Source organism: Flavobacterium tiangeerense (assembly GCF_007830355.1).
GTDB lineage: Bacteria > Bacteroidota > Bacteroidia > Flavobacteriales > Flavobacteriaceae > Flavobacterium > Flavobacterium tiangeerense.
Map to the genome: position 1 here is coordinate 1 of NZ_VLKO01000002.1, position 24,426 is coordinate 24,426.

The following is a 24,426-nucleotide window of genomic DNA, read 5'->3' on the forward strand; positions in this document are numbered from 1 at the left end:
AATTCCAATCTCTAAAAACTACTTGTCCAGTATCTTCGTTGAGCCATCTTCGGCGTGTGATATGCAGATAAACTTGATGACCTCGAATGGGAAAGTCTTGAACTGTTATCTGGTCAAAAAAACCTTTTGAGCTTAATTTACTCTCCCGATATTCTTTAGGAATAGAATTGATTTCTTTTAAGTATAGATGAAGTATTTCTTGGTCTTTTTCATAAGAAGTTAACTCAAAATAATCCACAATAATCTCTGGTAACAACAACTTGATAAGTTCTTTAAAAGAATCCTGCATTTCTGTATTTTTTAAAATACAAATAACCGGTTTTTAATATTTCCCCACAACTTTCAGACTTGATCCATATTCTTCGGAGAGCGGGGGTTAGACAATGATTTAGATGTTGTAATGTTGGACTTATTTTAGATTGTTGATGAACTTTGTGAGCACGGATTGCAAATCCGCGCTATCGGGTTTTATTATTTAAATCCTGCATTTTTGATTTTAGCGATATCTATAATCTCCTCATCAATCAAAATTTTTGAATTTTCAGGATTTTTATTTGATAAAATAACTTTATAATATCTATTTACACATTGTTCACCTTCAGCATAACTGATATCCTCATAATTTTTAAATTCTACGCCATTGTGATGGTACGAAAAATAGTAATACTTAAAACTTTTATTCCAAGTAAATTTATAAATTTTCCCTACGGTTTCTAATGTATTTAATTCAATATCCTTTTCAGCCTCTCTCTGCAAATAAGTAGATTTGACTGTACAAATAATAGCCATTAAAAACACAATAAGAACAACTATAAATCTAAAAACCTTTCTTTTTTCCATTACCTCCAAATTAAAAACCACCACTTCTTGAAACATTTAACCCCGATCGCTCTGATATGTAATTTAGTCTCTACTATACGATATCGCGAATTTGCAAACCCGATCTCTCGGATATGTAAAATATTTTTAGGAGCGATAGCACGGATTTGCAATCCGTGCCCACAAAGCAAATCTACAGGAAAAGAAAATAAATTAAAACGTTATGATTGTTTTATTTGTAGTCTTTGTTGTATTTCAAGTAAAAAACATCTAAAAAATAGAAAGTAATTTATCTTATATTAAAGACGTACTGTAGGCTTGGTTTCCGCCCTAGCGAGGCTATCTTAGATTTAATAAAGCTTGATGCTGATTACGGATTCGAAGGCGGAGACATTCGCACAGCTTTTGTTTAGACACTTTTCTGAGAGAGTTGTAATTATTAAGAAATCACCATTTGAAAAAGCTGGTGTTTTTGCTTTTTAAAAACCTACAACAACTCTAATTCACTTGACTTTAAATCCAAAATTTGATTCTCGAAAAAAAATTAAAAAAAAAAATGCTTTTTTGAGGTAACAATTAATCTAGTACTGTATCAAAAGGTAAACTTTAAAAAAATATATCTTATGAAAACGAAATCTATTTTAATTATTGCATTATTCCTTTTGATCTCAAAATCTGTTTTTGCTCAAACCGCCTTCAAAGTAGAGGTAAAAGGAAAAGGAGCTCCTGTAATGTTTTTTCCTGGTTTTGGCTGCACCGGTGAAGTTTGGAATGAAACAGTGGCCGAACTTTCTAAAACTAACGAATGTCATATTTTTACTTTTGCGGGATTTGGGAATGTCCCTCCAATTGAAGGTCCTTGGTTGGCTACCATCAAAGATCAGGTCATTTCTTATGTAAAAACAAAAAAAATAAAGAATGCTACATTAGTTGGTCATAGTTTAGGAGGAACTTTAAGCTTGTGGTTAGCCTCTCAGGAAACTAATTTGTTCAAAAAATTAATTATCGTTGATGCTTTGCCTGCAACTGCCGCTTTGATGATTCCTAACTACAAGGGAGAAATTATACCGTATGACAATCCGCAAAGTAAAATGATGCTCAACATGGACCAAAAAGCGTTTTACGGGATGAATTCGCAGTCAACTTCTTTTATGTGCATGAACAAAGAAAAACAAAAAACTATCAATGAATGGATGCGTCTTGTGGATCGAAAAACTTACGTTCACGGTTATATCGACATGCTAAATTTAGACCTGCGAAAAGAAATTTCTAAAATTAAAATTCCTGTTGTAATTTTAGTTGCTTCAAATCCAGATCTTACCACAGTACAAAAAACCTATAAAGCACAGTATGAGAACCTGCCTTCTGTTAAAATTGAGTATGCAGCAAACTCCGCTCATTTTGTTATGTACGATCAACCAGATTGGTTTATGGATAAAGTAAAACTTGAATTAAAATAAAGTGGCTAAAAAAGAACTATTCGACGAGATCTATTACAAGTATTACAATAAAGCATTTCGATTGTGTAAAGGATATTTTTGTGGCGATACCGCATTGGCCTCTGATGCAACTCAGGAAATCTTCATCAAAGTCTGGGAGAAATTAGACACTTTTAGAAATGAATCCAGTATCAGCACTTGGATTTACAGAATTGCAGTAAACACCTGTCTTCTCTATTTAAGAAAATCATCTACAAAGAAAGAAATCAGGACCGATATTCTTCCTCAGGTTGTTGCAGAATCCTATTCGAGCGAAAAAGATGAGCAGCTTAGACAAATGTATCAATGCATACAAAAATTGGAAGAAACGAACAAGATGATCATCCTGATGACTTTAGACGGTTTAGAATATCAGGAAATATCAGAAGTAATCGGGATAACCGAAGAAACCCTTCGCGTTAGAATTCATAGAATCAAAAAAAGTTTAACTCAATGTGTACAAAATGAAAACATTTGAAGAATTACAAAATATCTGGGATCAGCAGACAGCATCTGAATCACAACCAACTGCTACCGAAATTATAAAAAAAGCGGAGTCACATACTAAAAAAATTAAACGTAATCATTTTTGGACCAGAGTAATTTTAAGCTTGACCTCAATAATATTAATCTCCTATTATATTTGGGCTGGTGCTTATAGAAACATACAGTTTAGTATCGGCTTGTGCATTATGATTGTAATGCTTGTGAGCCGCGTAGCTTTAGAATGGATCAGCGTAAAAAAGCTAGCCGATTTAAATACTGATCTCACATTAATAGAATACTGTAAACTAGCACATCAGTTTTACAGTTGGAGAAAAAAAATACATTACATCCTTACTCCTATCATTTACCTCACGTATACTGCCGGGTTTACATTGCTTTTACCAGTTTTTAAAACTATTTTCTCAAGAGGCTTTTATCTTTACATTCTATTAAGCGGATATATTTTTTTATTTCTATTTGCATTTTTTATGATACGATTCATCCAAAAGGAAATAAAACTTTTACACTTCTTGAAAAACATTTCGTAAAGAGAAAAAATAATTGGTATCTATTTTACCGTTTACCACTACTAGAAAAGCTTCAGAGAAATCTGGAGCTTTTTTTTGTTATCTCGTTCAAAGGACAAAAATATTTAGATTGTGCGCACAAAGGAGACCTTTGTCTATTCAATGAAACCCTTAGGATAGCTTGTCCTTTTAGTTAATCATTTCATAATCCCATAAGAAAGTTAACTGTATTGCTATAAATTCGTTCCGTGAATTCGTATGAAATAAGTTATGTTTTAAAAAACGACTCCTTTCAATGGTATCCCAAAACAGATTAGAAAAATAACTTTTATAATAAGAAATTGATTTATACTACACTTTTAAATATCGCCATTTTTCAGGGAATCATCTTGGGATTAGTTATTTTAAGGTCTTCCTTATTTAATAGTAATTCAAATAAACATGTGGCATACTTGCTATTTACACTTTCTATTCTTTTACTGAATTATGTCTTTGAATTAGAAGAAGCTTATACTCCCTATCCTTTTCTACATTTTATTGACAATGTCGAGTGGGCATTACTATTGCCTGCATTCCTATTCCTATATATTGTAAATCGGATTGATGATACTGTAAAAAGCAAACAAAAAATATATTTATGTTTTGTTCCATTTGCATTTTCCGCTGTACTTAACATTACAAACGATCTTGATCGTGTAGCAGGAATTTATACTATTCCAGAGCCAGGAATTATTATCATTGAAATACTGAGTCTATTTCATCTTTTTTTAGTCCTTACATTCATCCCTTTTCTGTTGATTTACTCTTATTTTATGATAAGACATTTAAAGGATTCAGAAGAAAAAAAATGGGTAGTTACGTTATTAACCCTTTTTACATCTTTGTTATTCTCTTGGATTATTACCTGGTTAGTCGGCATATTTCTTCAATATGATATTTCTTCTACTATGAGTATCGTGGCTTTATCTGCAACTTTCATTATTCATTGGACAGCATATGTAGGCATTTACAAGTACAAACTCGCAAAAAACAAGGATGCTATCTATACTTTTCTAAATAACGATTTATCTATTTCCTACAGTAATTCGGAAATTATTGAAAATGACAGCCCAGAAGAATATCGGGAATCGATCACAGTAGATAATCTTTATTTTCAAAAACTTGATCTTCTTTGTAAGGAACATCATATTTATACCGATTGTACCTTGAACAGAGAAAAAATTGCTGAAAAACTAGGCATAAGTGCTGGATATGTTTCACAAATTGTAAATACGGTAACAGGAGACAACTTTGCCAATTACATCAATCAATATCGGGTTGAAGCTGTGAAGGAAATGATCTCTAATTCTGAATATGAAAATTATAATCTATTGACTATGGGACTAGAGTCTGGTTTTACTTCAAAAACCACTTTTTATAAAGCTTTTAAAAAAGCTACTGGTCAAACCCCAAATGAGTATCGGAATTCAAATAAATAAGTACCGATTTATACAATTTGAAGTTTTTGGCACCTTTTCTAGTTCTTCTTGTGTGAGTTTTGCACTTCAATAATTAAAAAACAATTTTTATGAAAAAAATTTTAGTACTAGCTGTTCTTACAGTTTTAGGATTTACAAATGCAAACGCGCAAAAAATTAAATTTGGTGCAAAATTAGGTATTAACATTAGTAACATTACTGGTGATAACACCAGTAGCCTTGAACCTGTTTCTGCCTTTAATTTCGGATTAGTAACTGAGATTCCAATTGCGAAAAAATTTTCTTTTCAACCAGAACTTATGCTTTCCGGTCAAGGTTACAGCTTTAAAGGAAGTGACGGAAACATTGTTGGATTAAATTATTTAAACGTTCCGTTAATGGCAAAATATTATGTAACAAAAGGGTTGAGTCTTGAAGCTGGACCACAAATTGGGTATTTACTTTCGGCCAAAAATGAAAGCACAAACGTAAAAGATACGTTTAAGAAAGTTGACTTAGCTGCTAATTTAGGAATTGGTTACAAACTAGAAAACGGACTTAATTTTGGAGCAAGATATAATTTTGGATTATCAAACATTAATAATTTAGATAATTCTTCTAATAAAAATAGAAACGAAGTATTTCAAATATCTGTAGGTTATTTCTTTTTCTAAAACCAAATAATTCTATAAAAGATTTTACAGACTGAATTGTAAAGATATTAACCTAGCATTGCTGGAAAATTCAAAAATTTTGAATTAATCGTTTTGACAGTTTCAATATCTTTAAATTTTTATAAAACGGTTCGGGAATAATACTATAAGGACTATTAAGAAAACACCAGTTGAAAAAGCTGGTGTTTTTTTGTTTCAGACTACTTTGAAAAAACTCTTTAAATCACGAAATATTTATACAATAGCCTCAAAAGAAGTTATACCTTATCAGATCGTTACCTAAATGCACACTAAAATCCATTTAAAATTATAACAAAAGCATAGAAACTGATGACACGTATTTTAAAACTACTCCATAAAAAAACCTGTAATTGCTTACAGGTTTAATTCAACTACGTTTATTAAATATAAAACCAACTAACTTATTTATTTACTAAACTTTAATCTTCAGATACTATTGCAGAATTTCTGTCTGAAACTACCTTTAAAGCCACAGCCAAACCTTTTTCATTCAGCATAGTCATGTTCATAATATCTAATACTGCTAAATCTTTGGACACAAATCCATTAAATTTATTATAAGATAAATTCATTTCCTTTAATCTATTTAATTTTTTCAATTCCATAGGAACTTGTCCATTCATATTGTTATCAAACAAACTTAAGTTTTCTAAAAAAATCATATTTTCAATCTCTTTACTCAAGCCTCCCACTAATTTATTACTGTTTAGCATTAATGTTTTTAAACCTTTAAGTTCATAAAGTGAGCTAGGAATCTCCCCTGTGATTTCATTATTAAAAAGCGACAAGTTTTCTAACTGTGTTAACAACCCCAACTGACTTGGTAGAATTCCAGATAAATTATTCATATACAATTCAAGAGAACTCAATTTATCTAATTGACACAATGAAGTAGGAATAGGACCAAACAATTGATTGAACGAAAGGTCCAAAATTCTTAATAACTTTAACTTTCCTAAAGATTGAGGTATGTTACCTGAAAGTTGATTTTTGTGTAAATTTAAAACCTGCAAATTCACTAAATTAGAAATTTCATTAGGAATCTTACCTGTTAAATTATTATCCGATAGATCTAACGCAATAACTTTATTATCCTCAATTTTAACACCAAACCATGATGTTTCTGAAGCACTTAAATCCCACTTCACTTTCCATTGTGGACCAGCTGTGACATGGTACAATTTTATCAAAGCCTCTTTTTCCTTTGGAGAGATTGCTGCAATAATTACATTGCTGCTCAAAAGAATCAAAAATAATAGTAAAGCTTTTTTCATACCCTGATTATTATGTTACATATTAACATAAAATTAGTTTCTTTACAGTTGTTCAGCAAATAAATCCGACGAACTACATGTTTTTTAGTTTTTAATAAGACAAAATCTTACATTTATGTAATTTAATTTAGGGAAATACAATTTAAAACAGCCTACATAAAATATTGAACTAATGAAAATTCATTATTCGCAAATCAATTACAGGATTGCATTTATAGCTGTTGCAAGCTGGATGTCTTTAAGTGTTACTCCGCCAGCATCATGTGTACTGAGTTTAAGATGCACTTTATTATAGGAATTTGACCAATCAGGATGGTGATCAAAAGAGGTAGCAATAATACCTACTTGAACGATAAACCCCATTGCTTGAGTAAAATTCTTAAAAACATATTTTTTCTCTAATGCATTCTCTATAAAGTTCCAATCTTGCAATGCAACCAATTCATTTTGAATAGTCGTTTCAGTATATGTTTTCATAAATATTTTATTGATTTATAATCCCTAAAAGTGTACAGCTAAAGGTACAACAATTCTATACCACTGAGTAACAATGTTAAATATTGTTTAAGCATCCCTTTTTAAACTTTTCAAATGAACTTCTGGTTTCCTGTAATAAATTTAGCTATATACGTGGTTCAATTTTTAGAACAATACTTCAATGCTTTAATGTAAATCATTGAAAATAAATAACTAATTTTGTATAAATATTTACACTCAATTTGGATTCATCATATTCGTTCAAAATTTTCGATAATACCACATCTTTACCTGCAAATTGGGATACCCTTGCTAATACGACTGTTTTTTTATCTAAAAAATACCTGCAAGTGCTTGAGACTTCTAGCCCAGCAAATATGAAGTGTAACTATATTGGTATCTTCAACCAAGATGACTTAATTGGGATTGCTATTTCTCAATTTATTGATTTAAATGCACTTGATACTTTTGGGGAACGTGATAAAAGTATCAAGAATAGGATACGGAATTTTGTTTTTAAAAAAATAGCCTCGCATGTACTGATTATTGGTAACAATATGCTTACTGGTCAAAATTCATTTGCATTAAGTGCAGATGCAAACCCTGAAAAAGCAATACATACTCTTAACATAGCTGTCCAGAAATTAAAAAATACTTTTTCCCAACAAGGTATAAAAATACATATTACATCTTTTAAGGATTACAATTCGAAAGAATTTGAACTGTTTAAAGTACCCGCTTTTCGAAAAGATTTCAAGTTTTCTACTCAACCCAATATGATTTTTACAATTGATGAAAATTGGCATCATGAGGTGGATTATATCAATTCATTATCGAAAAAATACAGAGATCAATATAAAAGAGGTCGTAAAAGGGCAAGTGGAATTGAAAAAAGAAAATTGCCTCTAGAGGAAATCATAGTCCTTGAAGACACTATCTACGAATTGTATCTTTATGTGGCTAAAAATGCGCCTTTTAACACTTTTTTTCTACCCAAAAATCATTTTAGTGTTTTTAAAGAGCAGTTTAAGGATAAATTTCTTTTTTATGGATATTTCTTGAACGGAAAACTCATTGGTTTCAACACATTAATAAAAAATGGATCTATTATGGATACCTATTTTTTAGGTTATGATGAAACCATTCAACGAGAAAAAATGCTTTACTTGAATATGCTTTATGATATGATAGCCTATTCTATAAATAAAAAATTTAAATCAATTGTATTTGCCAGAACAGCATTAGAAATAAAAAGTTCAGTAGGTGCTAAACCGGAGATAGTATTTGGTTTGATGCGCCATGAATCTTCTATATTTAATCTTTTATTACCAAAAGTATTCAGATACTTAGAACCCGAAACCATTTGGCAAGAGCGTAATCCTTTTAAATAATTGAGAGATCGGTATAAGGAATAGCCACTTTCATTTGTCCTTTAAGTATTTCAATATTTAATTTGGTTTCTTTACCACAATACTCACCATCTATTTGAAAGTCTGCTGGAACATTAAGTGAAATTTGAGCTTTATTTGTTGATATAATAGCAACATCGTCATCATCAAGAGGCATATTTCCCGTTATTATTTTACCCAACAAGAGTAAATCCATATTTTTCAACACTACTAATTCAAATTTTCCATCATCCATAACTCCATGCGGATTTATAGTAACACCGGTACCATATTTTTGAGAATTAGCTATAACCACCATTCTAGCTTCGCTCACAATAGTTGGAAAATCTCCCGTAATAGTGGCTATAAAAGGATCATCAAGATCCATTAACGTTGACACGGTTTGCAAGGCATATCCCCACATGCCTCTTACGTTACTGCTTTCATAATTTTTTACCAGTGCTGCATTAAGACCAATATCACTTAAATGAATACTTTTTTTTCCGTTGATTGAAATCATATCAATAGCTAAGTAATTATTCAAGAATGCAATTGAAAGATTCTCCTCTACAGTTGTGGGTAAATTGAGATCAACAGCCAAACCATTGGCAGAGCCTGCTGGTAATATTCCTAATATCACATCCTCTTTTTCCATGGCTTCAGCAACCATTTTGATGGTGCCATCACCACCTGCAACGATTATGCGTTCAGGCTTATTGGTAGCATATAAGTCTTTTATATTTTGAATATCGTTTTCACCAGTAGTAGTATAAACTATTAGATTCAAATTTTCTTTTGCGGCAAATTGGGATACAGATTCTATTAAGGCTGATTTATCGATATCTCCAGAAATAGGATTTACAACAAATAAGATATTCTTTTTCAAATTTCTTTTCTTTTTTTCGATTAAAACCTCTACTTTAACTTTTTTCAAAAATACAAAATTTATGAAGCCTATTTTAAAATTATACCGTGGTTATGCAAATGATCAAGAACTAATTGTCATGGGGCATGTGTTTAAACCCACAACTAGAGAAGAGTATAATTTTCAAAAGAAAAACCTCAAAAATGCTACATCGGTAATCAAAATGTTTCAGATGAAAACACAAGCCAATGCCGATGTTTACTTAGAACTAAATGGTTCTAAAATTCACACTAAAACGCTTGATGATGGCTATTTTAAGTTTTGTATTCCACTAGATCCCAACAGCAATTACGGATGGATTGACTATGAAGTAAGCATGACTTATGAAAAAGAAACCATCATAAAAAAAGAAAGCTACATCAGGCCTCACAAGGGAAATCTTGGAATCATATCAGATATTGATGATACCTTTCTTGTTTCCTATACTTTCAATCCTTTATTGAAGTTGTATGTCCTTCTTTTTAAAAATATTAACAAACGTAAAATCTACGATGATGTAGTTACTCATTACCAAGCGTTGAGCACTGCGGGAAGAAATAACGAATCAGAATTCAATGCTTTTTTTTATGTTTCCAGCAGTGAATGGAATCTATACCGTTTTATTATCAATTTTACGGCAATTCACAAACTCCCAAAAGCTGTATTACTATTAAAAGATATCAAAAGTAGTTTAACTGATTTTTTTATGACTGGCAGAGGTGGTCACAATCACAAATTCGAAAAAATTAAACACATTCTTGAATTTTACCCGAATCTAGAATATGTACTGCTTGGTGATGACTCTCAGCACGATCCCTATTTATACGAATCTATTTGTAAAATATTTCCAGTAACAGTAAAAGCGGTTTACATCAGGCAAACAGGCAGTTCAAAAAAAGAAAAAGTCAGTTTAGTTTTAAAAAACCTAACTACACTAAACGTTGCTGTGTGCTATTTTAAGGAAAGTAGCGAGGCGATTTCTCATTCTAAATCAATTGGTATTATCAACTAGAAAAAAGAGCTCCAAAAGGAGCTCTAAGTAACATTATAAATTATCAATTTCTTCTTGAATTATTTCCCAGTCTAATAATAATTGATCTAGATCTGATTTCTTTTTATTATAAGCCGTAAAAAACTTAGCATCTTCAATATGTTTGTCATAATTAGAAGTAAGCATTTTATCGTCCTGCTGAATGTCGCGTTCTAATTGCTTAATTTGACTCTCTATTTTACTCAATTTATTTTGAAGTGCTTTCCCCTTTTTTTGATCTTCATAAGAGGTTTTGTTGCTTTCCTTTGGTGAGGTTGCCTTTTCAATATCTTTTTTCTCCACCTCACGCATATTTTCCAAATTGCGCTGTTCCAAGAAATAATTGATATCCCCTAAATACTCCTTAATTTTTTGATCTTTAAATTCATACACAATATTAGACATTCCTTGTAAAAAATCACGATCGTGAGATACCAATAATAATGTTCCTCCAAATTTTTGTAAGGCTGCTTTTAAAACATTTTTAGACTTAATATCTAAGTGATTCGTAGGCTCATCCATCAACAACACATTGATTGGCTGTAACAATAATTTACAAAGCGCAAGACGGTTGCGTTCACCTCCTGAGAGTACTTTTACTTTTTTCTCAACATCGTCTCCTCTAAACAAAAAAGAACCCAACATATCCCTAACCTTCATACGGTTAGTATCTGCAGCGGCATCTTCCATAGTTTGAAGCAATGTAATCTCACCATCAAGATATTCTGCCTGATTTTGAGCAAAATAACCCAATTGCACATTGTGTCCTAGTTTAATAGTCCCTTGATACTCAAACTCGTTTACGATTGCTTTAATGAATGTAGATTTACCTTGACCATTTTGACCTACAAAAGCTATTTTGCTGCCACGTTCTACTAATAAACTAATGTCTTTTAAAATAGTATTGTCACCATAACTTTTGGTTACATCTTCGGCCTCAATAACAACTCTGCCCGGTTCTTTAGAAACTGGAAAAGAAATATTCATTACGGAATTATCATCTTCGTCAACCTCTATACGTTCAACTTTATCTAATTTTTTTATTAAAGACTGAGCCATCGATGCCTTAGAGGCTTTGGCACGAAATTTTTCGATCAATTTTTCGGTCTCTTCAATTTTCTTGGCCTGGTTTTTTTGAGTAGCCAATTGCTTTTCTCGAATTTCATGACGAAGTTCCAAATATTGTGAATACGGTTTATTGAAATCATAAGCCTTCCCTAGAGAAATCTCAATAGTTCTATTCGTAACGTTATCAAGAAACATTTTATCGTGAGAAACAATTACAACAACACCTGGATAATTTCTTAAAAAACTTTCTAACCAAATGATACTCTCAATATCTAAGTGATTCGTTGGCTCATCGAGTAACAATACATCATTCGCCTGAAGCAATAATTTGGCTAGTTCAATTCGCATTCTCCAACCTCCAGAAAAAGTTTCAGTTTGATTGTCAAAAACTTCTCTTTTAAAACCTAATCCCAACAAGATTTTTTCGGTGTCTCCCACATAATTATATCCTCCTAAAAGTTCAAATCGATGGGTGTAATCTGATAAATCTTCAATAATTTGGCTGTAAGCGTCACTTTCGTAATCTGTCCTAGTAACAAGTAGATGATTTATTTCTTCAAGCTTTTTTTCAACAATTTTAATTTCAGTAAAAGCTTCATACGCTTCTTCAAGAACTGTCCTTCCTTGCTCAAAATCAATATCTTGACGTAAGAAACCCATTCTAATATCTTTCTCTTGTGAAATCACACCAGAATCAGGTGCAAAATCTCTAGCCAACATTTTAAGCATGGTAGACTTCCCCGCTCCATTTTTCCCAACTAGGCCAACTCTGTCCCCAGCACCAAGACGAAAAGTAACTTCTTCAAACAAATAAGTACCACCAAAAGAAACAGATAAATTGTGTATATTAAGCATGTATTATGATTTATTTCCTTAATGAATGTGTAAATTTGTAACAACAAACACTGCTTTTCAAAAAGAAAAAATTAATTTTTTGCAAATGTTAAAAAAAGGATCCAAATTATATAGTATTTTAACAGGAACTTGTCCTAAATGCCAGAATGAGAGCATGTATTTGGAAAAAAATCCATTTCAATTGACAAAAATTCTAAAAATAAAAGAAAATTGTAGTCATTGTGGATTGCGTTACCAAATAGAGCCTTCTTTTTTTTATGGAGCCATGTATGTTAGTTACGGGCTTAATGTTGCTTTAGGAATAGCAGCATTTATCGTCTCTTTTATTTTTTTTAAAACGAATTTAAAAATAGCTTTCGCGGCTATTATAATTACCCTCGTTGTGACTTTTCCATTTGTCCTTAGATGGTCTAGAAATATATACATCAACATGTTTATTTCTTATGATCCAAATGCAGCTACAAAAAAGAATTAAGAATAGTATTTAGCTTCATATCGCTTAATATCAATTACGGGATCTAATATTTTTTGATTTTCAATATGGTTATATAATTCTTGAGCCATAGCAGGTCCCAACATTACTCCACGTGTTCCAAGACCATTTAAAACATGAAAACGCTTGTATTCTGGATGTGTGCCTATAAGTGGTCTCCTATCCTTAACCGTAGGCCTAACTCCTGCAAAATGCGCTTCTATAATAAAATCACAAGATAATATCTCCTTAATCCGATCAATGAGTTCTATTTTACCATCTTCTGTGGGAAAATCATCTTTCTCTCGCCAATTGTAAGTAGCTCCCACTTTGAATAAATTATTTCCTAAAGGCAAAATAAAAACACTGGTATTAATAATTACGTCTAGATCTAGATCACTTGCTTTTATAATAAATAGTTCACCCTTAGTTCCATCTAAAGGTAAATAATTAAAATAAGGATTAGCATGTAACCCAAAACCTTCCGCAAATACAATATGTCTTGCTTTCAAGCCTTTATAAGAAACCCCCTCTTGATCTTGAATTAATTCATTGTAATCAAAACATTCTGGGATAAATACGTCTAGTTTTTTTAAATAAGTACAGAAAGATTCTAAAAAAGAAGCAGTGTCAACATAACCCGTTTGTAAAACTTCTCCATAGCCAAAAGGAGCATCTATTCCATTTACATTTTTATATATCAAATTAGTGGAAAGAAAAGGCTCTAAACCTTTTTTATCTGCCGCTAAAAACCAATTATTTTGTTCTTCAACGGAATAAAACTTCCTTAAAATAGGAGTTTTAAAATCAAATTGTTTTTCGAGTGTTTTTTCTAAAATGGTATAAAATTCATTCATCACATCTAATTGTTGTTGCGCATTCCAAACTTCACTGAATCGCTTTAAAATAACAGGATTATATAAACCACCTGCGATTTTAGATGAGTTTTGAGAATTATTGTCATAAACCATAATAGATTTTTGATTGCGTAAAGCATATTCAGCAAATGACAAACCAGCTAAACCAGAACCAACTATAATATAATCTAACATTTAAATAAAATAAATTTTAAAGAAAAGGGCTTCAAACAAAAAACTCTTACCAAAAGGTAAGAGTTTTTTATGTTTATTGAAAAATACTAGTAGTTCCACATATCTGATTCAAAGTTTCGAATTTTATCTTTCACTCTTTCAGATTCTAATAATTGATTTTGAGCATTGTCTTTCATGTACTCATCAATTCTTCTGTCTCCGTATACATTTTCTTCTTTATATATAAAGGCATTAAAACGTCTTGAGTTTAAAATTTGATCAAATGAAATTGGCAATGCAGAGTTTTTATCATTAAAAGCTTTAGCATCATGTAAAACCTCTCTAGCCGCTGGGAAAAAGATCCAAAACAATTCTATGTAATCTTTCTCGTCACTATTCATGGTGTAAACATCAGGAGTAACAGGACAAATACCTAACAAACGATACTTCAATTCACTTTGACGTTTGTCAAAATACCAATATCCTTTTATTTTGTATTGGGTTACATCTTGAGCAGCAAGATCTTGTCTTAAGATATACTCGTCAGAAACTTTGCTACCTGAGTTTATTTGCTCTCTACCTGCATCCGTTGTATCAATTCTTGTTAAAGATGCCTGAATATCCTGAAGCGATTTTTTAGTATTAAAATAACTATCTGTATATACTTCAGTAATTTTTCCACTTTTAATAGCCTTAGACAAAACATCATACAAAGATCTTCTGTCATTACCTATGTTAGCAGTATCAATAGGGAAATACAAAGAAAAATTAATTTTTTCACTAAGATCTATAATTTCCCACGTTGTTTTACCCATCAACACGTCTCTATCGTGAACATAACCATAAGCAAGTGGCTTATCATTATCCGAGTCAAGTTGCGCAGCTGTTTTTAATCCAATTTGATCTGGAGTTTTCGCATTCAATAAATTGGATTGTGCACTTGACACAAAACAACCCGATAAAGCGACGATTGCGATAAATAAATTTTTGATATTCATAGTGGTATTCTTATTGATATTGAAAAGGATTTATAAAATCCAATTTATTATTGTATTTCAAAAATAACTGGAGCAGTTCTCGGTAATAAATAACTACCAGCACCGTCAAGTTTTGTTTTTATTTCAGAAATGGTAACTTGATCACCTCTACCTGCTTTAGAAAGTACAGCTTTACACTGAGCATTCAATTTATTACCTTGAACAACCACTGTAGGCTGACCAGTAACTTTAAGGTTAAAACCAATAACACTTAAACCTACTTCAAAATCAAAATCAACAAGTTTAGCACCTACTGTAGATACTTCTAAGTTAGATTTAGGCCCTTTAACAACACCCATTTCACCTCTAATCGTACCCGTTGGTCCAGGAATTCCTTTTATTCTGAATACTTTTTTATCAGATGCAACTTTACCATCCGCCATTTTACCAGAAACATTGATGATAACTTCATTACCAGCTCCAGGAGACATCACGTATTTACCGTTACCTACTTTTGACAATCCAGGTGCTGATGCATTTACCTGATTATCTGGAATACCTGCAAATGAAATAGTAATAGGGTTTTGAACACCTCTATAAACCACATTCATTTTATCAGCAGAGATAGTAGCCGAATTAGGTCTAGGAACTACAACATATTTACCAGCGAACTTCAAAGGAATGTTTTTACCATCCTCAAGGAAAGTAAACTGTCCATTAATAGATTGCTCACCCACATTTCCAGCAGTCATCGCAATTACAGCTTGACCATTAACAATTTTACCTGGTCCTGAAAATGAAGTTGGTTTTGTGTTTTCATCATAACGTCCTAAAACTACTTTTCCAGTAACTTGCTCACCTTGAAAATATGCGCTTTTATCTAAAACAACTATTGCTTGATAATTACTATAAGATGCAGCAGCAACAGCAGCTTTTCCTAACAACGTATTATAAACATCAGTCTCCATTTTCTTAACATCATTTTGCCAAGCAGATAATTTGGCCAATGAAGCAACAGCAGGAAAACCTTTAAAATTGTAATCTAAATAAGGAATTGAAATTCCGTCTTTATTTTTCACAGGCAACAAAGAGAATTTAGATTCAACTTCTGAAACAATAGAAGAAAGTTTTTTGTTACTTCCTAATGCAGCTTTCATGTCTGCTTTGTATTGTTCAACTGTTTTTACAACTTCATTCCCTTTTGCAGAATAACCTGCAGGGCTAAACCAAGATTGATCTAAATTATCACCCTTGTCCATAGACTCATAAGGTAATTTACCAGTTTCTGCATCAATTTCAGTTCCTTTTAAAACATCCGTTTTTATATTAGCGATATAATCGTAAAATTTCTTTGTAATCGCTTCTACTTTATGAGCAGTTCCAGATGCAGCAGCAAATTCTCCACCGGCCTCAGCAGCCTTAGCGTCTAAGCTCATCAACATTTGTGCGTTTGATTGCTCAGCAGCACTATTAGAACCTTCAAATTTTTCATTCATTATTCCAAAAGCAGACAATACTTCTTTGGACATATTTAATGCTAACATTGAGATGAAAACCAGGTACATCAGGTTTATCATCTTCTGTCTAGGGGTTAGTTTTCCTCCTGCCATATTTTCTAATAATTAGTTTAAATTAATAATAGTTCGAAACTAATTATCCTTTGTTATTCATTGCAGAAAGCATTCCTCCATAAACTGAATTCAAAGAAGATAAATTTGAAGTCAAAGATTGCATTTGCTCTTTAAGCTTCATATTGTTTTGTGCTACTTCATCATTTATTTGAGCATTTCTAGAAGCGCTTTCTAATTGTACCTTATATAAACTGTTTAAAGATTCCATTTGAGATGCTGCAAGAGTTAACTCTTCACTGTATTTTTTTGTAGAAGCAATAGAATCTACTGTAGGAGCAATTCCTTTAGCAGCTGATTCAAAATTCTTTATACTACTACCTAAACTTGCCATCAATTCACCATCAATTTTAGCATCCTTAAGCATTGCATCTAACTTTTGAGATAATAATCCTTGAGTATCAGCAACAGGTTCAGCTTTTTTAGTGGCAGCTTTAGCTTGACCGTTAGCCAATTCAGGATATACTAAGGTCCAATCTAATTCATCATCGACCGGCTCAAAAGCAGATAATGCAAAGATCAAAGCTTCAACAACAAGACCGATAGTAAGCATCAAATTCCCTGTTATAACACCGAATTCAATGTGAGTAATTTTAAATAATGCTCCAAGGATTACAACTGCAGCCCCCATACCGTAAGCGAAATTCATTGCTTTTTTTCCTAATAATGCCATAATAATAAATTTTAAATTTTAATAGATTGGGTTTTTGTTTAATTTATTTCTTTTTTTTACCGTTACCTGTAGTTTGAAGTCCCATATAATCTTGCACGGTTCTGAAGCCAATATAACTTCTTGCAGAATCAGCATATTCATAATCTCTTGTACTAACTTGTAAGAAGTAAGCAACATCTTTCCATGATCCGCCACGCAACACTTTACGTTTGTTAGAAGCATCTAACACATTAGGATTCATTGAAGAAACGTATTCATAAGCGTTTGAATCATATGCAGAGTCAGTCCACTCTGATACATTTCCAGCCATATTGTATAAATTATAACCATTAGGCTCATAAGATTTAGCCTCAACTGTATACAAAGACTCATCAGCAGCATAATCCCCTCTATTAGGTTTAAAATTAGCTAAAAAACAACCTCTATCATTTTTAGTGTAAGGACCACCCCATGGATAGGTTGCTGATTCTAAACCACCTCTTGCGGAATATTCCCACTCAGCTTCTGTAGGCAATCTAAATTGATTAATTAAATCTTGACCTTTAGTTTTAGATTTTATGTAACTATTTTTATTTAATGTTCTCCAAGCACAAAAAGCTTTTGCTTGCGTCCATTTTACACCTACAACTGGATAATCACCATATGCTTTGTGCCAAAAATAATCATTATGCATAGGCTCGTTATAAGAGTATGCGAAATCTTTAATCCAAACAGTAGTATCAGGGTATACGTTCACCTCTTCTGTTTTAATAAAATCTTTTCTACGACCTACTTTAGCTTTTGCAGCTGCTTGTATATCCATCCAAGAGTAACGAAACTTTAATTTATTAACGTCAATTGTTCTCAAACCATTATATGATTCTTCACTTGGAAGATACATAGAATCCATTACCTCAGTATATGCTGCGTCAGGATATTCTTTCGGTCCTTTAGCAAGCTTTACTTTTCTATTTAATTTTCTACCAGCATATTGATCATCATCAGTACCAATACTATAATAATTGTCATACATATATTTGTCATATGCAGTCATTTTAGTAGTATCTGAATCGCTAAAAGCATAATCAGCTATACTTCCTGATTTACTTCCTTTACCAGATCCTGTTGTAGCAGGTTGACCACTTAAATCAGCCATTATTGCTAATTTAACTCTTATAGTTGAATCTTTAACCCATTCTACAAACTGACGGTATTCACTATTTGTAATTTCAGTTTCGTCCATATAAAATGAACGCACCGTTACTGTTTTTGTAGGAGCATCCTCAACATTCGCTAAATCTGCATCAGATTTACCCATAATAAATGAGCCTCCAGGGACTAAAGTCATTCCGTATGGCTTCTCAGGGTGCCACTTTCCACCATTAATACCAACTAATTCCCCTTTATCACTTGATTTAGCACAGCTAATCAATAGGGTTAAAATCGTCGTAAAAGCTATGAACTTATTCATATAATTTCGGTTATCTATTCATTAAATTTGAGGGTGTAAACCTATTTATTATTTTTAACAAAAACAATTTTTTTATACTAAACAAATCGCTTTTTATAAAAAAATCATATATCTATGTTAAATATCTCTAAATAAGATTTTTTCTTTGTGCTTTCCACCACCTTTCTGGCAATTCATTATTGCATGCAAGAAGGTATTCATCGTATGAACATGGTAATAACGTATTTCTTTTTAATTTATTATTAACATTTGAAATAAATGGTATTTCAATCCACCATCTTTCTGTTTTATCGCTTTTATAAAAAATCAATTCTTCTTCATCTAGTGGCACAATGTACTTTAAATAAGACTCTTTACTGCCAAAAGGATATTCATTTGATCTATATTGAACTCCCTCAATAAAATACCAAATTATTTGCGCAACAAGTATTGATTCTTGATGAGTTCCATTAAAATTAAAAACACCAAAAGAACTTACCTTATCGCTAATGCCAGCATAGCGGGCCAAAGAACATATTTCTTTACCATTAAAACCATTTGGCTGAAACGAAATAAAATTCCCAGAATCCGAAGATTTAACAGCATTTAAATCAATACTTACAAGATCAGCATCCCTAAAAACAGGCTCTGTGATCAAAATATTATTTGAAACCTCACCAAGACGATAGGCATCAAAAAATAATTTTTCGATTAAATCAATTTCTTCCTGAGAGTTAAAATACGTTTGATAGCCTAAATTACTAAAATTAAATAAATTATTTGGCTCATCGACAATAATTTTTGTTAAATACGATGTAGACGATAGTTCTTCTTCATCTTTTCCAAAATCAAACTTACTATCAATGGAAACTATATTAACCATTTGTTCCAACACGTCATAAGCTCTATACAGACCGTAGGTTATATCTTGAGAACCTCCCAAGATAATAGGAATAACTCCTGATTTCAATAGTTCTGATGCAATTTTTTTGACAGCAAAATGTGTATCGGATACTGTATTTCCAGCTAGAATATTTCCTAAATCAGCAATTGACGTTTCCCAGTTGCCAGGGAATAAGCTATAAAGTTCTTTTCTTAAAGAAATTAAACTTATATTTTTAGTTTCAATAGATTGCCCTCTATTATCTAAAACACCTATGATTGCTAATTTGATTTTGTTTACATCTGGAAATTGATCTTGGGTATGCATCACAACCTTACTCCCAAGTTGCTGTGAAGTCAATCCAAAACAATATTCTAGAACCTCATCCTCAACGGGGTTTAAAAAATCAAATTCCATTTATTCTTTTTTCATCTTCACTACACTGTTAACTTAAAATTGTGTAGCGAACAAATTAAATTATTAATTATTTCTTTTTAACGGCCGGTTTTTTAACGGCGGCTTTCTTTGTTGTTGCCTTTGTTGAAGGTGCTTTTTTAACTGCTACTTTTTTAGCAGGTGTTTTTTTAGCAATCATTTCTTGAACTTCTTCAAGTGTTAGTTTTGACGCATCAACATCTTTACTTAACTCGATTTTAATTTTGCCTTTTGTAATCACAGATCGACCCCAACGTGCTTTTTCTACAAGAATTCCTTCCTCTTCCCAATTGTGTAATACTTTATCAATATTTTTTTGAAGCTTATCTTCTATCAAGGCTTCAATATCTGATTGAGATAAATTATCAAAATTGTATTTTTTGCTCACATTGATAAACAATCCACTCCACTTGATAAAAGCCCCAAAACGACCAACACCTTTTTGAACTCCCTCACCTTTATAAACAGCTATAGGCGCATCTGCCAAGGCTTTTTCATCAATTAATTCTTGAGCTCTTTTATAATCAACATCTAATGGATTCTCTCCTTTTGGTAAAGACACAAACGCTGCACCATGACGAATATAAGGACCATAACGACCATTACTCACCTCAACTTCTTCTCCTTTATACTCTCCTAAATTTTTGGGTAACAAAAATAAATTCAAGGTTTCTTCAAGGGTAATGTTACCAATATTTTGATCGTTCATCAAACTGGCGAACTTTTTATCTTCATCATCAGGAGCACCTATTTGAGCCATCGGTCCAAATTTCCCTAAACGAACCGAAACTGGCTTTCCTGTTTTAGGGTCAGTGCCTAGAATTCTTTCGCCACTTTCACGCTCAGCATTCGCTTCTACATCTTTCACCGTTGGATGAAATTGATCGTAAAACTCCTGCATCATTTTGGTCCAAACAATATTTCCCTCGGCAATTTCATCAAAGTCCTGCTCTACTTTTGCCGTAAAATTATAATCTAGAATATTTCCGAAATTCTTGACAAGGAAGTCCGTTACAATGGTTCCGATATCAGTAGGTACTAATTTCCCTTTATCTGATCCAGTATTTTCTTTAAGTGCTTTCTCATCTACCTTACCAGATTGCAAAATCAACTGCGTATAATTACGCTCTTGACCGTCTAAATTTCCTTTTTCAACGTAATTCCTGTTAATAATGGTAGAAATTGTAGGTGCATAAGTAGATGGACGACCTATTCCTAGTTCTTCTAGTTTTTTTACCAAGGAAGCTTCCGTAAAACGAGCTGGAGCTCTAGAATACCTCTCGGTTGCTGTGATATAATTGTTTTGTAATTTTTCGTTCACTTTCATTGCGGGCAATATTCCCTCCTGCTCTTCCTCATCATCATCATGACCTTCCAGATAGACTTTTAAGAAACCTTCAAAAAGCAATACCTCTCCAGATGCGGTGAATATTTCATTGTGATTGCTCGCTTCAATTTTCACATTGGTACGTTCCAATTGCGCGTCACTCATTTGCGAGGCCAATGTTCTTTTCCAAATTAAATCATACAAACGTGCTTGATCACGGTCAATGTCTACCGTATGGCGAGACATATCCGTTGGACGAATTGCCTCGTGCGCCTCTTGTGCTCCTTTACTTTTATTAACAAATGTTCTTGGATTAGAAAACTCTTTACCATAAGATTTGATGATTTCGGCTTGAGCAGCTTCCATCGCATCTTTTGACAGGTTAACACTATCCGTTCTCATGTAGGTAATCAATCCCGCTTCATATAGGCGCTGTGCAAGTTGCATGGTTATACCCACCGGTAAATACAGTTTACGCGCAGCTTCTTGTTGTAAAGTAGAAGTAGTAAAAGGACCTGTTGGAGATTTTTTGGTAGGTTTTGTTTCTAAATCTGCAACCTTATATGTAGAACCAATATTTTTGTTTAAGAAATCTTGAGCTTCTTGTTTTGTATTAAAATTTTTAGGCAATTTAGCCTTGAATATTTTTCCAGACTCGTTTGTAAACTCGGCAACAACTGAGTAGGTTGCAACGGCTTTGAAATTTTGAATTTCTCGTTCGCGTTCTACAATTAAACGTACAGATACCGACTGAACACGACCCGCAGATAAACCACCCTTAATTTTTCTCCACAATACAGGAGATAATTCATAACCAACTAAACGATCTAAAACACGTCTCGCTTGTTGTGCATTAACTAAATTGTAGTCAATCTCTCTAGGATTATCAATTGCTTTAAGAATAGCTGTTTTTGTAATTTCGTGAAAAACAATTCTTTTGGTTTTGTTTTTATCTAAATTAAGCTCTTCGGAAAGGTGCCAAGAAATAGCTTCACCCTCACGATCCTCATCACTTGCTAACCAAACCATATCGGCTTTCTTAGCTAACCCTTTCAGCTTGGTGACCAAGGCTTTTTTATCTGCAGAAACCTCATATTTAGGCTTAAAATTATGATCTACATCTACTCCTATTTCCTTTGAAGGTAAATCAGCTATGTGCCCGTAACTGGACTCCACTTGATAATCTGCACCTAGGAATTTTTCGATTGTTTTTGCCTTTGCTGGGGACTCTACTATAACTAAATTCTTTGCCATTCGTCTATTTTTCTGGGACAAAAGTATCTATTTTTTTTAAATATTAAGCTTTTGAAATAACATTTGAATTAATTGACCCTTAATAATAGTGACTTCCATTTAGTCAATAAACCCTTTTAGGTATGTTTAGTGAATACTACATATATTGCATTTAAGGTTAATCGAATTTAAATTAAACACTAAATAAGTAAGCAAAAAAGGTGGTATTTCCCGTTTAAAATAATCATCAGAGAAAGATCTATTTATTGGCAACCGATAAGAAAAAGAATAAATTGAAAAACTGGAATAGCTATAAAAAATCAAACATAAAATACTGTTAATTCTTAATCTGACAAGTTGTCATATTTATTTGTTTTAGCTTATCTTTGTGCTTTGAAAAAATAGCATGGAAAAGATTATTGAAGAAAGCAAACAAGGCGAAAGTCTTGTTTTAGAAAATAAACCTGAGAATACAAAGAAACTTTTTATAGAAAGCTACGGCTGCGCGATGAATTTTTCGGATAGCGAAATTGTAGCTTCCATTTTATCTGGAAATGGGTATAATACCACACAAGTTCTCGAAGAGGCAGACTTAGTTCTAGTAAACACCTGTTCTATTCGCGATAAAGCAGAGCAAACCATTAGAAAACGTTTAGAAAAATACAATGCCGTAAAACGTATTAACCCTAAAATGAAAGTTGGGGTTTTGGGCTGTATGGCAGAACGTTTGAAAAGTCAATTTCTTGAGGAAGAAAAAATTGTAGATCTTGTTGTAGGTCCTGATGCTTACAAAGATTTACCCAATTTATTACAAGAAGTTGAGGAAGGTAGAGATGCTATAAATGTTATTTTATCAAAAGATGAGACCTATGGCGATATTTCTCCAGTTCGATTGATGAGTAACGGGATTACGGCTTTGGTTTCTATCACTCGTGGTTGCGATAATATGTGTACTTTTTGTGTGGTTCCTTTCACTCGTGGACGTGAACGCAGTCGTGAACCCCAAAGTATCATGGCAGAAGTTCAAGATTTATGGGACAAAGGTTTTAAGGAAATTACGCTTTTAGGTCAAAATGTAGACAGCTACCTGTGGTACGGTGGTGGACTGAAAAAAGATTTTGAAAATGCTAGCGAAATGCAAAAAGCTACAGCTGTTGATTTTGATCAATTGCTTGAGATGGTTGCTGTAGGTTTCCCAAAAATGAGAATTCGATTTTCAACTTCTAATCCACAAGACATGCATGAAAGTGTATTGCATGTTATTGCTAAGCATCCTAATATTTGCAAGCACATTCATTTACCGGTTCAGTCTGGAAGTAATAGAATTCTAAAAGAAATGAACCGTTTGCATACTCGTGAAGAATACATGAATTTGATAGATAGAATTAGGACTATAATTCCGAATTGCTCTATTTCGCAAGACATGATTGCAGGATTTCCAACAGAAACTGAAGAGGATCATAAAGACACAATGAGTTTAATGGAGTACGTGAAGTATAATTTTGGTTATATGTATTCGTATTCGGAGCGTCCAGGGACATTGGCTGGAAGAAAAATGGAAGATGATGTTAACGATGAAACTAAAGCCCGTAGATTACAAGAAATTGTAGATTTACAACAGAAACACGCTTGGTTCCGTAGTGAAGAATTCATAGGTCAAACTGTAGAAGTTTTAGTCGAAAAAGTTTCTAAAAAATCAACAGAAGAATTCTCTGGAAGAAATTCGCAGAGTATAACGGTAGCGTTTCCAAAAGAGAATTACAACATTGGAGATTTTGTTAATGTAAAAATTGAAAGCTGCACCTCTGGAACGTTAAAAGGAATAGCAGTTGGTTTGAGTGAGATGAATTAAGAAAAGTTTGAAAAGTTAAGATTTAAGT

The 24,426-nt window shown here is 32.5% G+C and carries 22 protein-coding genes; 9 read left to right on the forward strand and 13 right to left on the reverse strand.

Annotation, left to right across the window (positions count from 1 at the left end; all coding sequences use genetic code 11):
- The coding region (locus IQ05_RS01660; protein ID WP_144889210.1) for an ISAon1 family transposase N-terminal region protein at positions 1-289 on the reverse strand (289 nt) is incomplete at its 3' end.
- A 182-nt stretch (positions 290-471) separates the two neighbouring features.
- The gene (locus IQ05_RS01665) at positions 472-840 is read right to left on the reverse strand and encodes a hypothetical protein (RefSeq protein ID WP_144889212.1); all 369 of its coding nucleotides are present in this window, start codon (positions 838-840) and stop codon (positions 472-474) included.
- Positions 841-1,442: 602 nt separating this feature from the next.
- Between IQ05_RS01665 and IQ05_RS01670 the strand changes: the two genes are divergently transcribed.
- The 5 genes from IQ05_RS01670 to IQ05_RS01690 all read left to right on the forward strand — a co-directional run bounded on the left by IQ05_RS01670 (position 1,443) and on the right by IQ05_RS01690 (position 5,441).
- Positions 1,443-2,279, forward strand: a complete 837-nt coding sequence (locus tag IQ05_RS01670) for an alpha/beta fold hydrolase (RefSeq protein WP_144889215.1) — start codon at positions 1,443-1,445, stop codon at positions 2,277-2,279.
- 1 nt (position 2,280) lies between these two features.
- Positions 2,281-2,775, forward strand: coding sequence for an RNA polymerase sigma factor (locus IQ05_RS01675; protein WP_144889217.1), 495 nt, complete (start codon positions 2,281-2,283; stop codon positions 2,773-2,775).
- Complete coding sequence (locus tag IQ05_RS01680) at positions 2,762-3,331, forward strand: hypothetical protein (protein ID WP_144889219.1); 570 nt, start codon at positions 2,762-2,764, stop codon at positions 3,329-3,331. The genes IQ05_RS01675 and IQ05_RS01680 overlap by 14 nt, the downstream gene beginning before the upstream one ends.
- A gap of 422 nt (positions 3,332-3,753) precedes the next feature.
- Positions 3,754-4,788, forward strand: a complete 1,035-nt coding sequence (locus IQ05_RS01685; protein WP_244289511.1) for a helix-turn-helix domain-containing protein — start codon at positions 3,754-3,756, stop codon at positions 4,786-4,788.
- Between the two features lie 89 nt (positions 4,789-4,877).
- Positions 4,878-5,441, forward strand: coding sequence for a porin family protein (locus IQ05_RS01690; RefSeq protein WP_144889223.1), 564 nt, complete (start codon positions 4,878-4,880; stop codon positions 5,439-5,441).
- Positions 5,442-5,881: 440 nt separating this feature from the next.
- Here the strand turns inward: IQ05_RS01690 and IQ05_RS01695 are convergent, their stop codons facing one another.
- Positions 5,882-6,736, reverse strand: coding sequence for a leucine-rich repeat domain-containing protein (locus tag IQ05_RS01695; RefSeq protein ID WP_144889225.1), 855 nt, complete (start codon positions 6,734-6,736; stop codon positions 5,882-5,884).
- 198 nt (positions 6,737-6,934) lie between these two features.
- Positions 6,935-7,213, reverse strand: a complete 279-nt coding sequence (locus IQ05_RS01700) for a 4a-hydroxytetrahydrobiopterin dehydratase (protein ID WP_144889227.1) — start codon at positions 7,211-7,213, stop codon at positions 6,935-6,937.
- A gap of 242 nt (positions 7,214-7,455) precedes the next feature.
- Here IQ05_RS01700 and IQ05_RS01705 point away from each other — a divergent pair, with 242 nt between their 5' ends.
- On the forward strand, positions 7,456-8,604 hold the full coding sequence (locus tag IQ05_RS01705) for an 8-amino-7-oxononanoate synthase (RefSeq protein WP_144889229.1): 1,149 nt from the start codon (positions 7,456-7,458) through the stop codon (positions 8,602-8,604).
- On the opposite strand, the gene IQ05_RS01710 is transcribed toward IQ05_RS01705, so the two are convergent.
- Positions 8,597-9,535 carry a diacylglycerol/lipid kinase family protein gene (locus tag IQ05_RS01710; protein WP_317133631.1) on the reverse strand — a complete coding sequence of 313 codons (939 nt, stop codon included), beginning with the start codon at positions 9,533-9,535 and terminating at the stop codon, positions 8,597-8,599. The two genes, IQ05_RS01705 and IQ05_RS01710, sit on opposite strands and share 8 nt — an antisense overlap.
- 13 nt (positions 9,536-9,548) lie before the next feature.
- On the opposite strand from IQ05_RS01710, the gene IQ05_RS01715 reads away from it, so the two are divergent.
- On the forward strand, positions 9,549-10,517 hold the full coding sequence (locus IQ05_RS01715; RefSeq protein WP_144889230.1) for an App1 family protein: 969 nt from the start codon (positions 9,549-9,551) through the stop codon (positions 10,515-10,517).
- Between the two features lie 33 nt (positions 10,518-10,550).
- Here IQ05_RS01715 and IQ05_RS01720 read toward each other — a convergent pair whose 3' ends face one another.
- Entirely contained in the window at positions 10,551-12,458 is a 1,908-nt protein-coding gene (locus tag IQ05_RS01720) for an ABC-F family ATP-binding cassette domain-containing protein (RefSeq protein ID WP_144889232.1), read from the reverse strand.
- A gap of 85 nt (positions 12,459-12,543) precedes the next feature.
- Between IQ05_RS01720 and IQ05_RS01725 the strand changes: the two genes are divergently transcribed.
- Entirely contained in the window at positions 12,544-12,933 is a 390-nt protein-coding gene (locus IQ05_RS01725) for a DUF983 domain-containing protein (RefSeq protein WP_144889234.1), read from the forward strand.
- On the opposite strand, the gene IQ05_RS01730 is transcribed toward IQ05_RS01725, so the two are convergent.
- The 7 genes from IQ05_RS01730 to topA form a co-directional block, all read right to left on the reverse strand.
- Positions 12,930-13,982 carry an NAD(P)/FAD-dependent oxidoreductase gene (locus tag IQ05_RS01730; RefSeq protein ID WP_144889236.1) on the reverse strand — a complete coding sequence of 351 codons (1,053 nt, stop codon included), beginning with the start codon at positions 13,980-13,982 and terminating at the stop codon, positions 12,930-12,932. The genes IQ05_RS01725 and IQ05_RS01730 overlap by 4 nt on opposite strands.
- A gap of 86 nt (positions 13,983-14,068) precedes the next feature.
- Positions 14,069-14,959, reverse strand: coding sequence for a type IX secretion system ring subunit PorN/GldN (porN, locus tag IQ05_RS01735; RefSeq protein WP_144889238.1), 891 nt, complete (start codon positions 14,957-14,959; stop codon positions 14,069-14,071).
- 47 nt (positions 14,960-15,006) lie between these two features.
- The gene (porM, locus tag IQ05_RS01740) at positions 15,007-16,548 is read right to left on the reverse strand and encodes a type IX secretion system motor protein PorM/GldM (RefSeq protein ID WP_144889241.1); all 1,542 of its coding nucleotides are present in this window, start codon (positions 16,546-16,548) and stop codon (positions 15,007-15,009) included.
- A gap of 43 nt (positions 16,549-16,591) precedes the next feature.
- Positions 16,592-17,239: a type IX secretion system motor protein PorL/GldL gene (gene porL / locus IQ05_RS01745; protein ID WP_144889243.1), complete on the reverse strand. Its 648-nt coding sequence runs from the start codon at positions 17,237-17,239 to the stop codon at positions 16,592-16,594.
- A gap of 43 nt (positions 17,240-17,282) precedes the next feature.
- The gene (gene porK, locus IQ05_RS01750) at positions 17,283-18,689 is read right to left on the reverse strand and encodes a T9SS ring complex lipoprotein PorK/GldK (RefSeq protein WP_144889245.1); all 1,407 of its coding nucleotides are present in this window, start codon (positions 18,687-18,689) and stop codon (positions 17,283-17,285) included.
- Between the two features lie 127 nt (positions 18,690-18,816).
- Positions 18,817-19,968: a formimidoylglutamase gene (locus tag IQ05_RS01755; protein WP_144889247.1), complete on the reverse strand. Its 1,152-nt coding sequence runs from the start codon at positions 19,966-19,968 to the stop codon at positions 18,817-18,819.
- 67 nt (positions 19,969-20,035) lie between these two features.
- On the reverse strand, positions 20,036-22,567 hold the full coding sequence (topA, locus tag IQ05_RS01760) for a type I DNA topoisomerase (RefSeq protein ID WP_144889249.1): 2,532 nt from the start codon (positions 22,565-22,567) through the stop codon (positions 20,036-20,038).
- Between the two features lie 385 nt (positions 22,568-22,952).
- On the opposite strand from topA, the gene miaB reads away from it, so the two are divergent.
- A complete protein-coding gene (miaB, locus tag IQ05_RS01765; RefSeq protein ID WP_144889251.1) occupies positions 22,953-24,398 on the forward strand; it encodes a tRNA (N6-isopentenyl adenosine(37)-C2)-methylthiotransferase MiaB in 1,446 nt (481 codons plus the stop codon).
- The last annotated feature ends 28 nt before the right edge of the window (positions 24,399-24,426 follow it).

Bases quoted from the DNA above. Each gene is read 5' to 3' on its own strand.
- IQ05_RS01755 (WP_144889247.1), bottom strand. From the start codon at position 19,968: ATGGAATTTGATTTTTTAAACCCCGTTGAGGATGAGGTTCTAGAATAT.
- porK (WP_144889245.1), bottom strand. From the start codon at position 18,689: ATGAATAAGTTCATAGCTTTTACGACGATTTTAACCCTATTGATTAGC.
- porM (WP_144889241.1), bottom strand. From the start codon at position 16,548: ATGGCAGGAGGAAAACTAACCCCTAGACAGAAGATGATAAACCTGATG.
- IQ05_RS01680 (WP_144889219.1), top strand. From the start codon at position 2,762: ATGAAAACATTTGAAGAATTACAAAATATCTGGGATCAGCAGACAGCA.
- IQ05_RS01670 (WP_144889215.1), top strand. From the start codon at position 1,443: ATGAAAACGAAATCTATTTTAATTATTGCATTATTCCTTTTGATCTCA.
- IQ05_RS01725 (WP_144889234.1), top strand. From the start codon at position 12,544: ATGTTAAAAAAAGGATCCAAATTATATAGTATTTTAACAGGAACTTGT.
- topA (WP_144889249.1), bottom strand. From the start codon at position 22,567: ATGGCAAAGAATTTAGTTATAGTAGAGTCCCCAGCAAAGGCAAAAACA.
- IQ05_RS01700 (WP_144889227.1), bottom strand. From the start codon at position 7,213: ATGAAAACATATACTGAAACGACTATTCAAAATGAATTGGTTGCATTG.
- miaB (WP_144889251.1), top strand. From the start codon at position 22,953: ATGGAAAAGATTATTGAAGAAAGCAAACAAGGCGAAAGTCTTGTTTTA.
- porN (WP_144889238.1), bottom strand. From the start codon at position 14,959: ATGAATATCAAAAATTTATTTATCGCAATCGTCGCTTTATCGGGTTGT.
- IQ05_RS01695 (WP_144889225.1), bottom strand. From the start codon at position 6,736: ATGAAAAAAGCTTTACTATTATTTTTGATTCTTTTGAGCAGCAATGTA.
- IQ05_RS01690 (WP_144889223.1), top strand. From the start codon at position 4,878: ATGAAAAAAATTTTAGTACTAGCTGTTCTTACAGTTTTAGGATTTACA.
- IQ05_RS01720 (WP_144889232.1), bottom strand. From the start codon at position 12,458: ATGCTTAATATACACAATTTATCTGTTTCTTTTGGTGGTACTTATTTG.
- IQ05_RS01715 (WP_144889230.1), top strand. From the start codon at position 9,549: ATGAAGCCTATTTTAAAATTATACCGTGGTTATGCAAATGATCAAGAA.
- porL (WP_144889243.1), bottom strand. From the start codon at position 17,239: ATGGCATTATTAGGAAAAAAAGCAATGAATTTCGCTTACGGTATGGGG.
- IQ05_RS01665 (WP_144889212.1), bottom strand. From the start codon at position 840: ATGGAAAAAAGAAAGGTTTTTAGATTTATAGTTGTTCTTATTGTGTTT.
- IQ05_RS01730 (WP_144889236.1), bottom strand. From the start codon at position 13,982: ATGTTAGATTATATTATAGTTGGTTCTGGTTTAGCTGGTTTGTCATTT.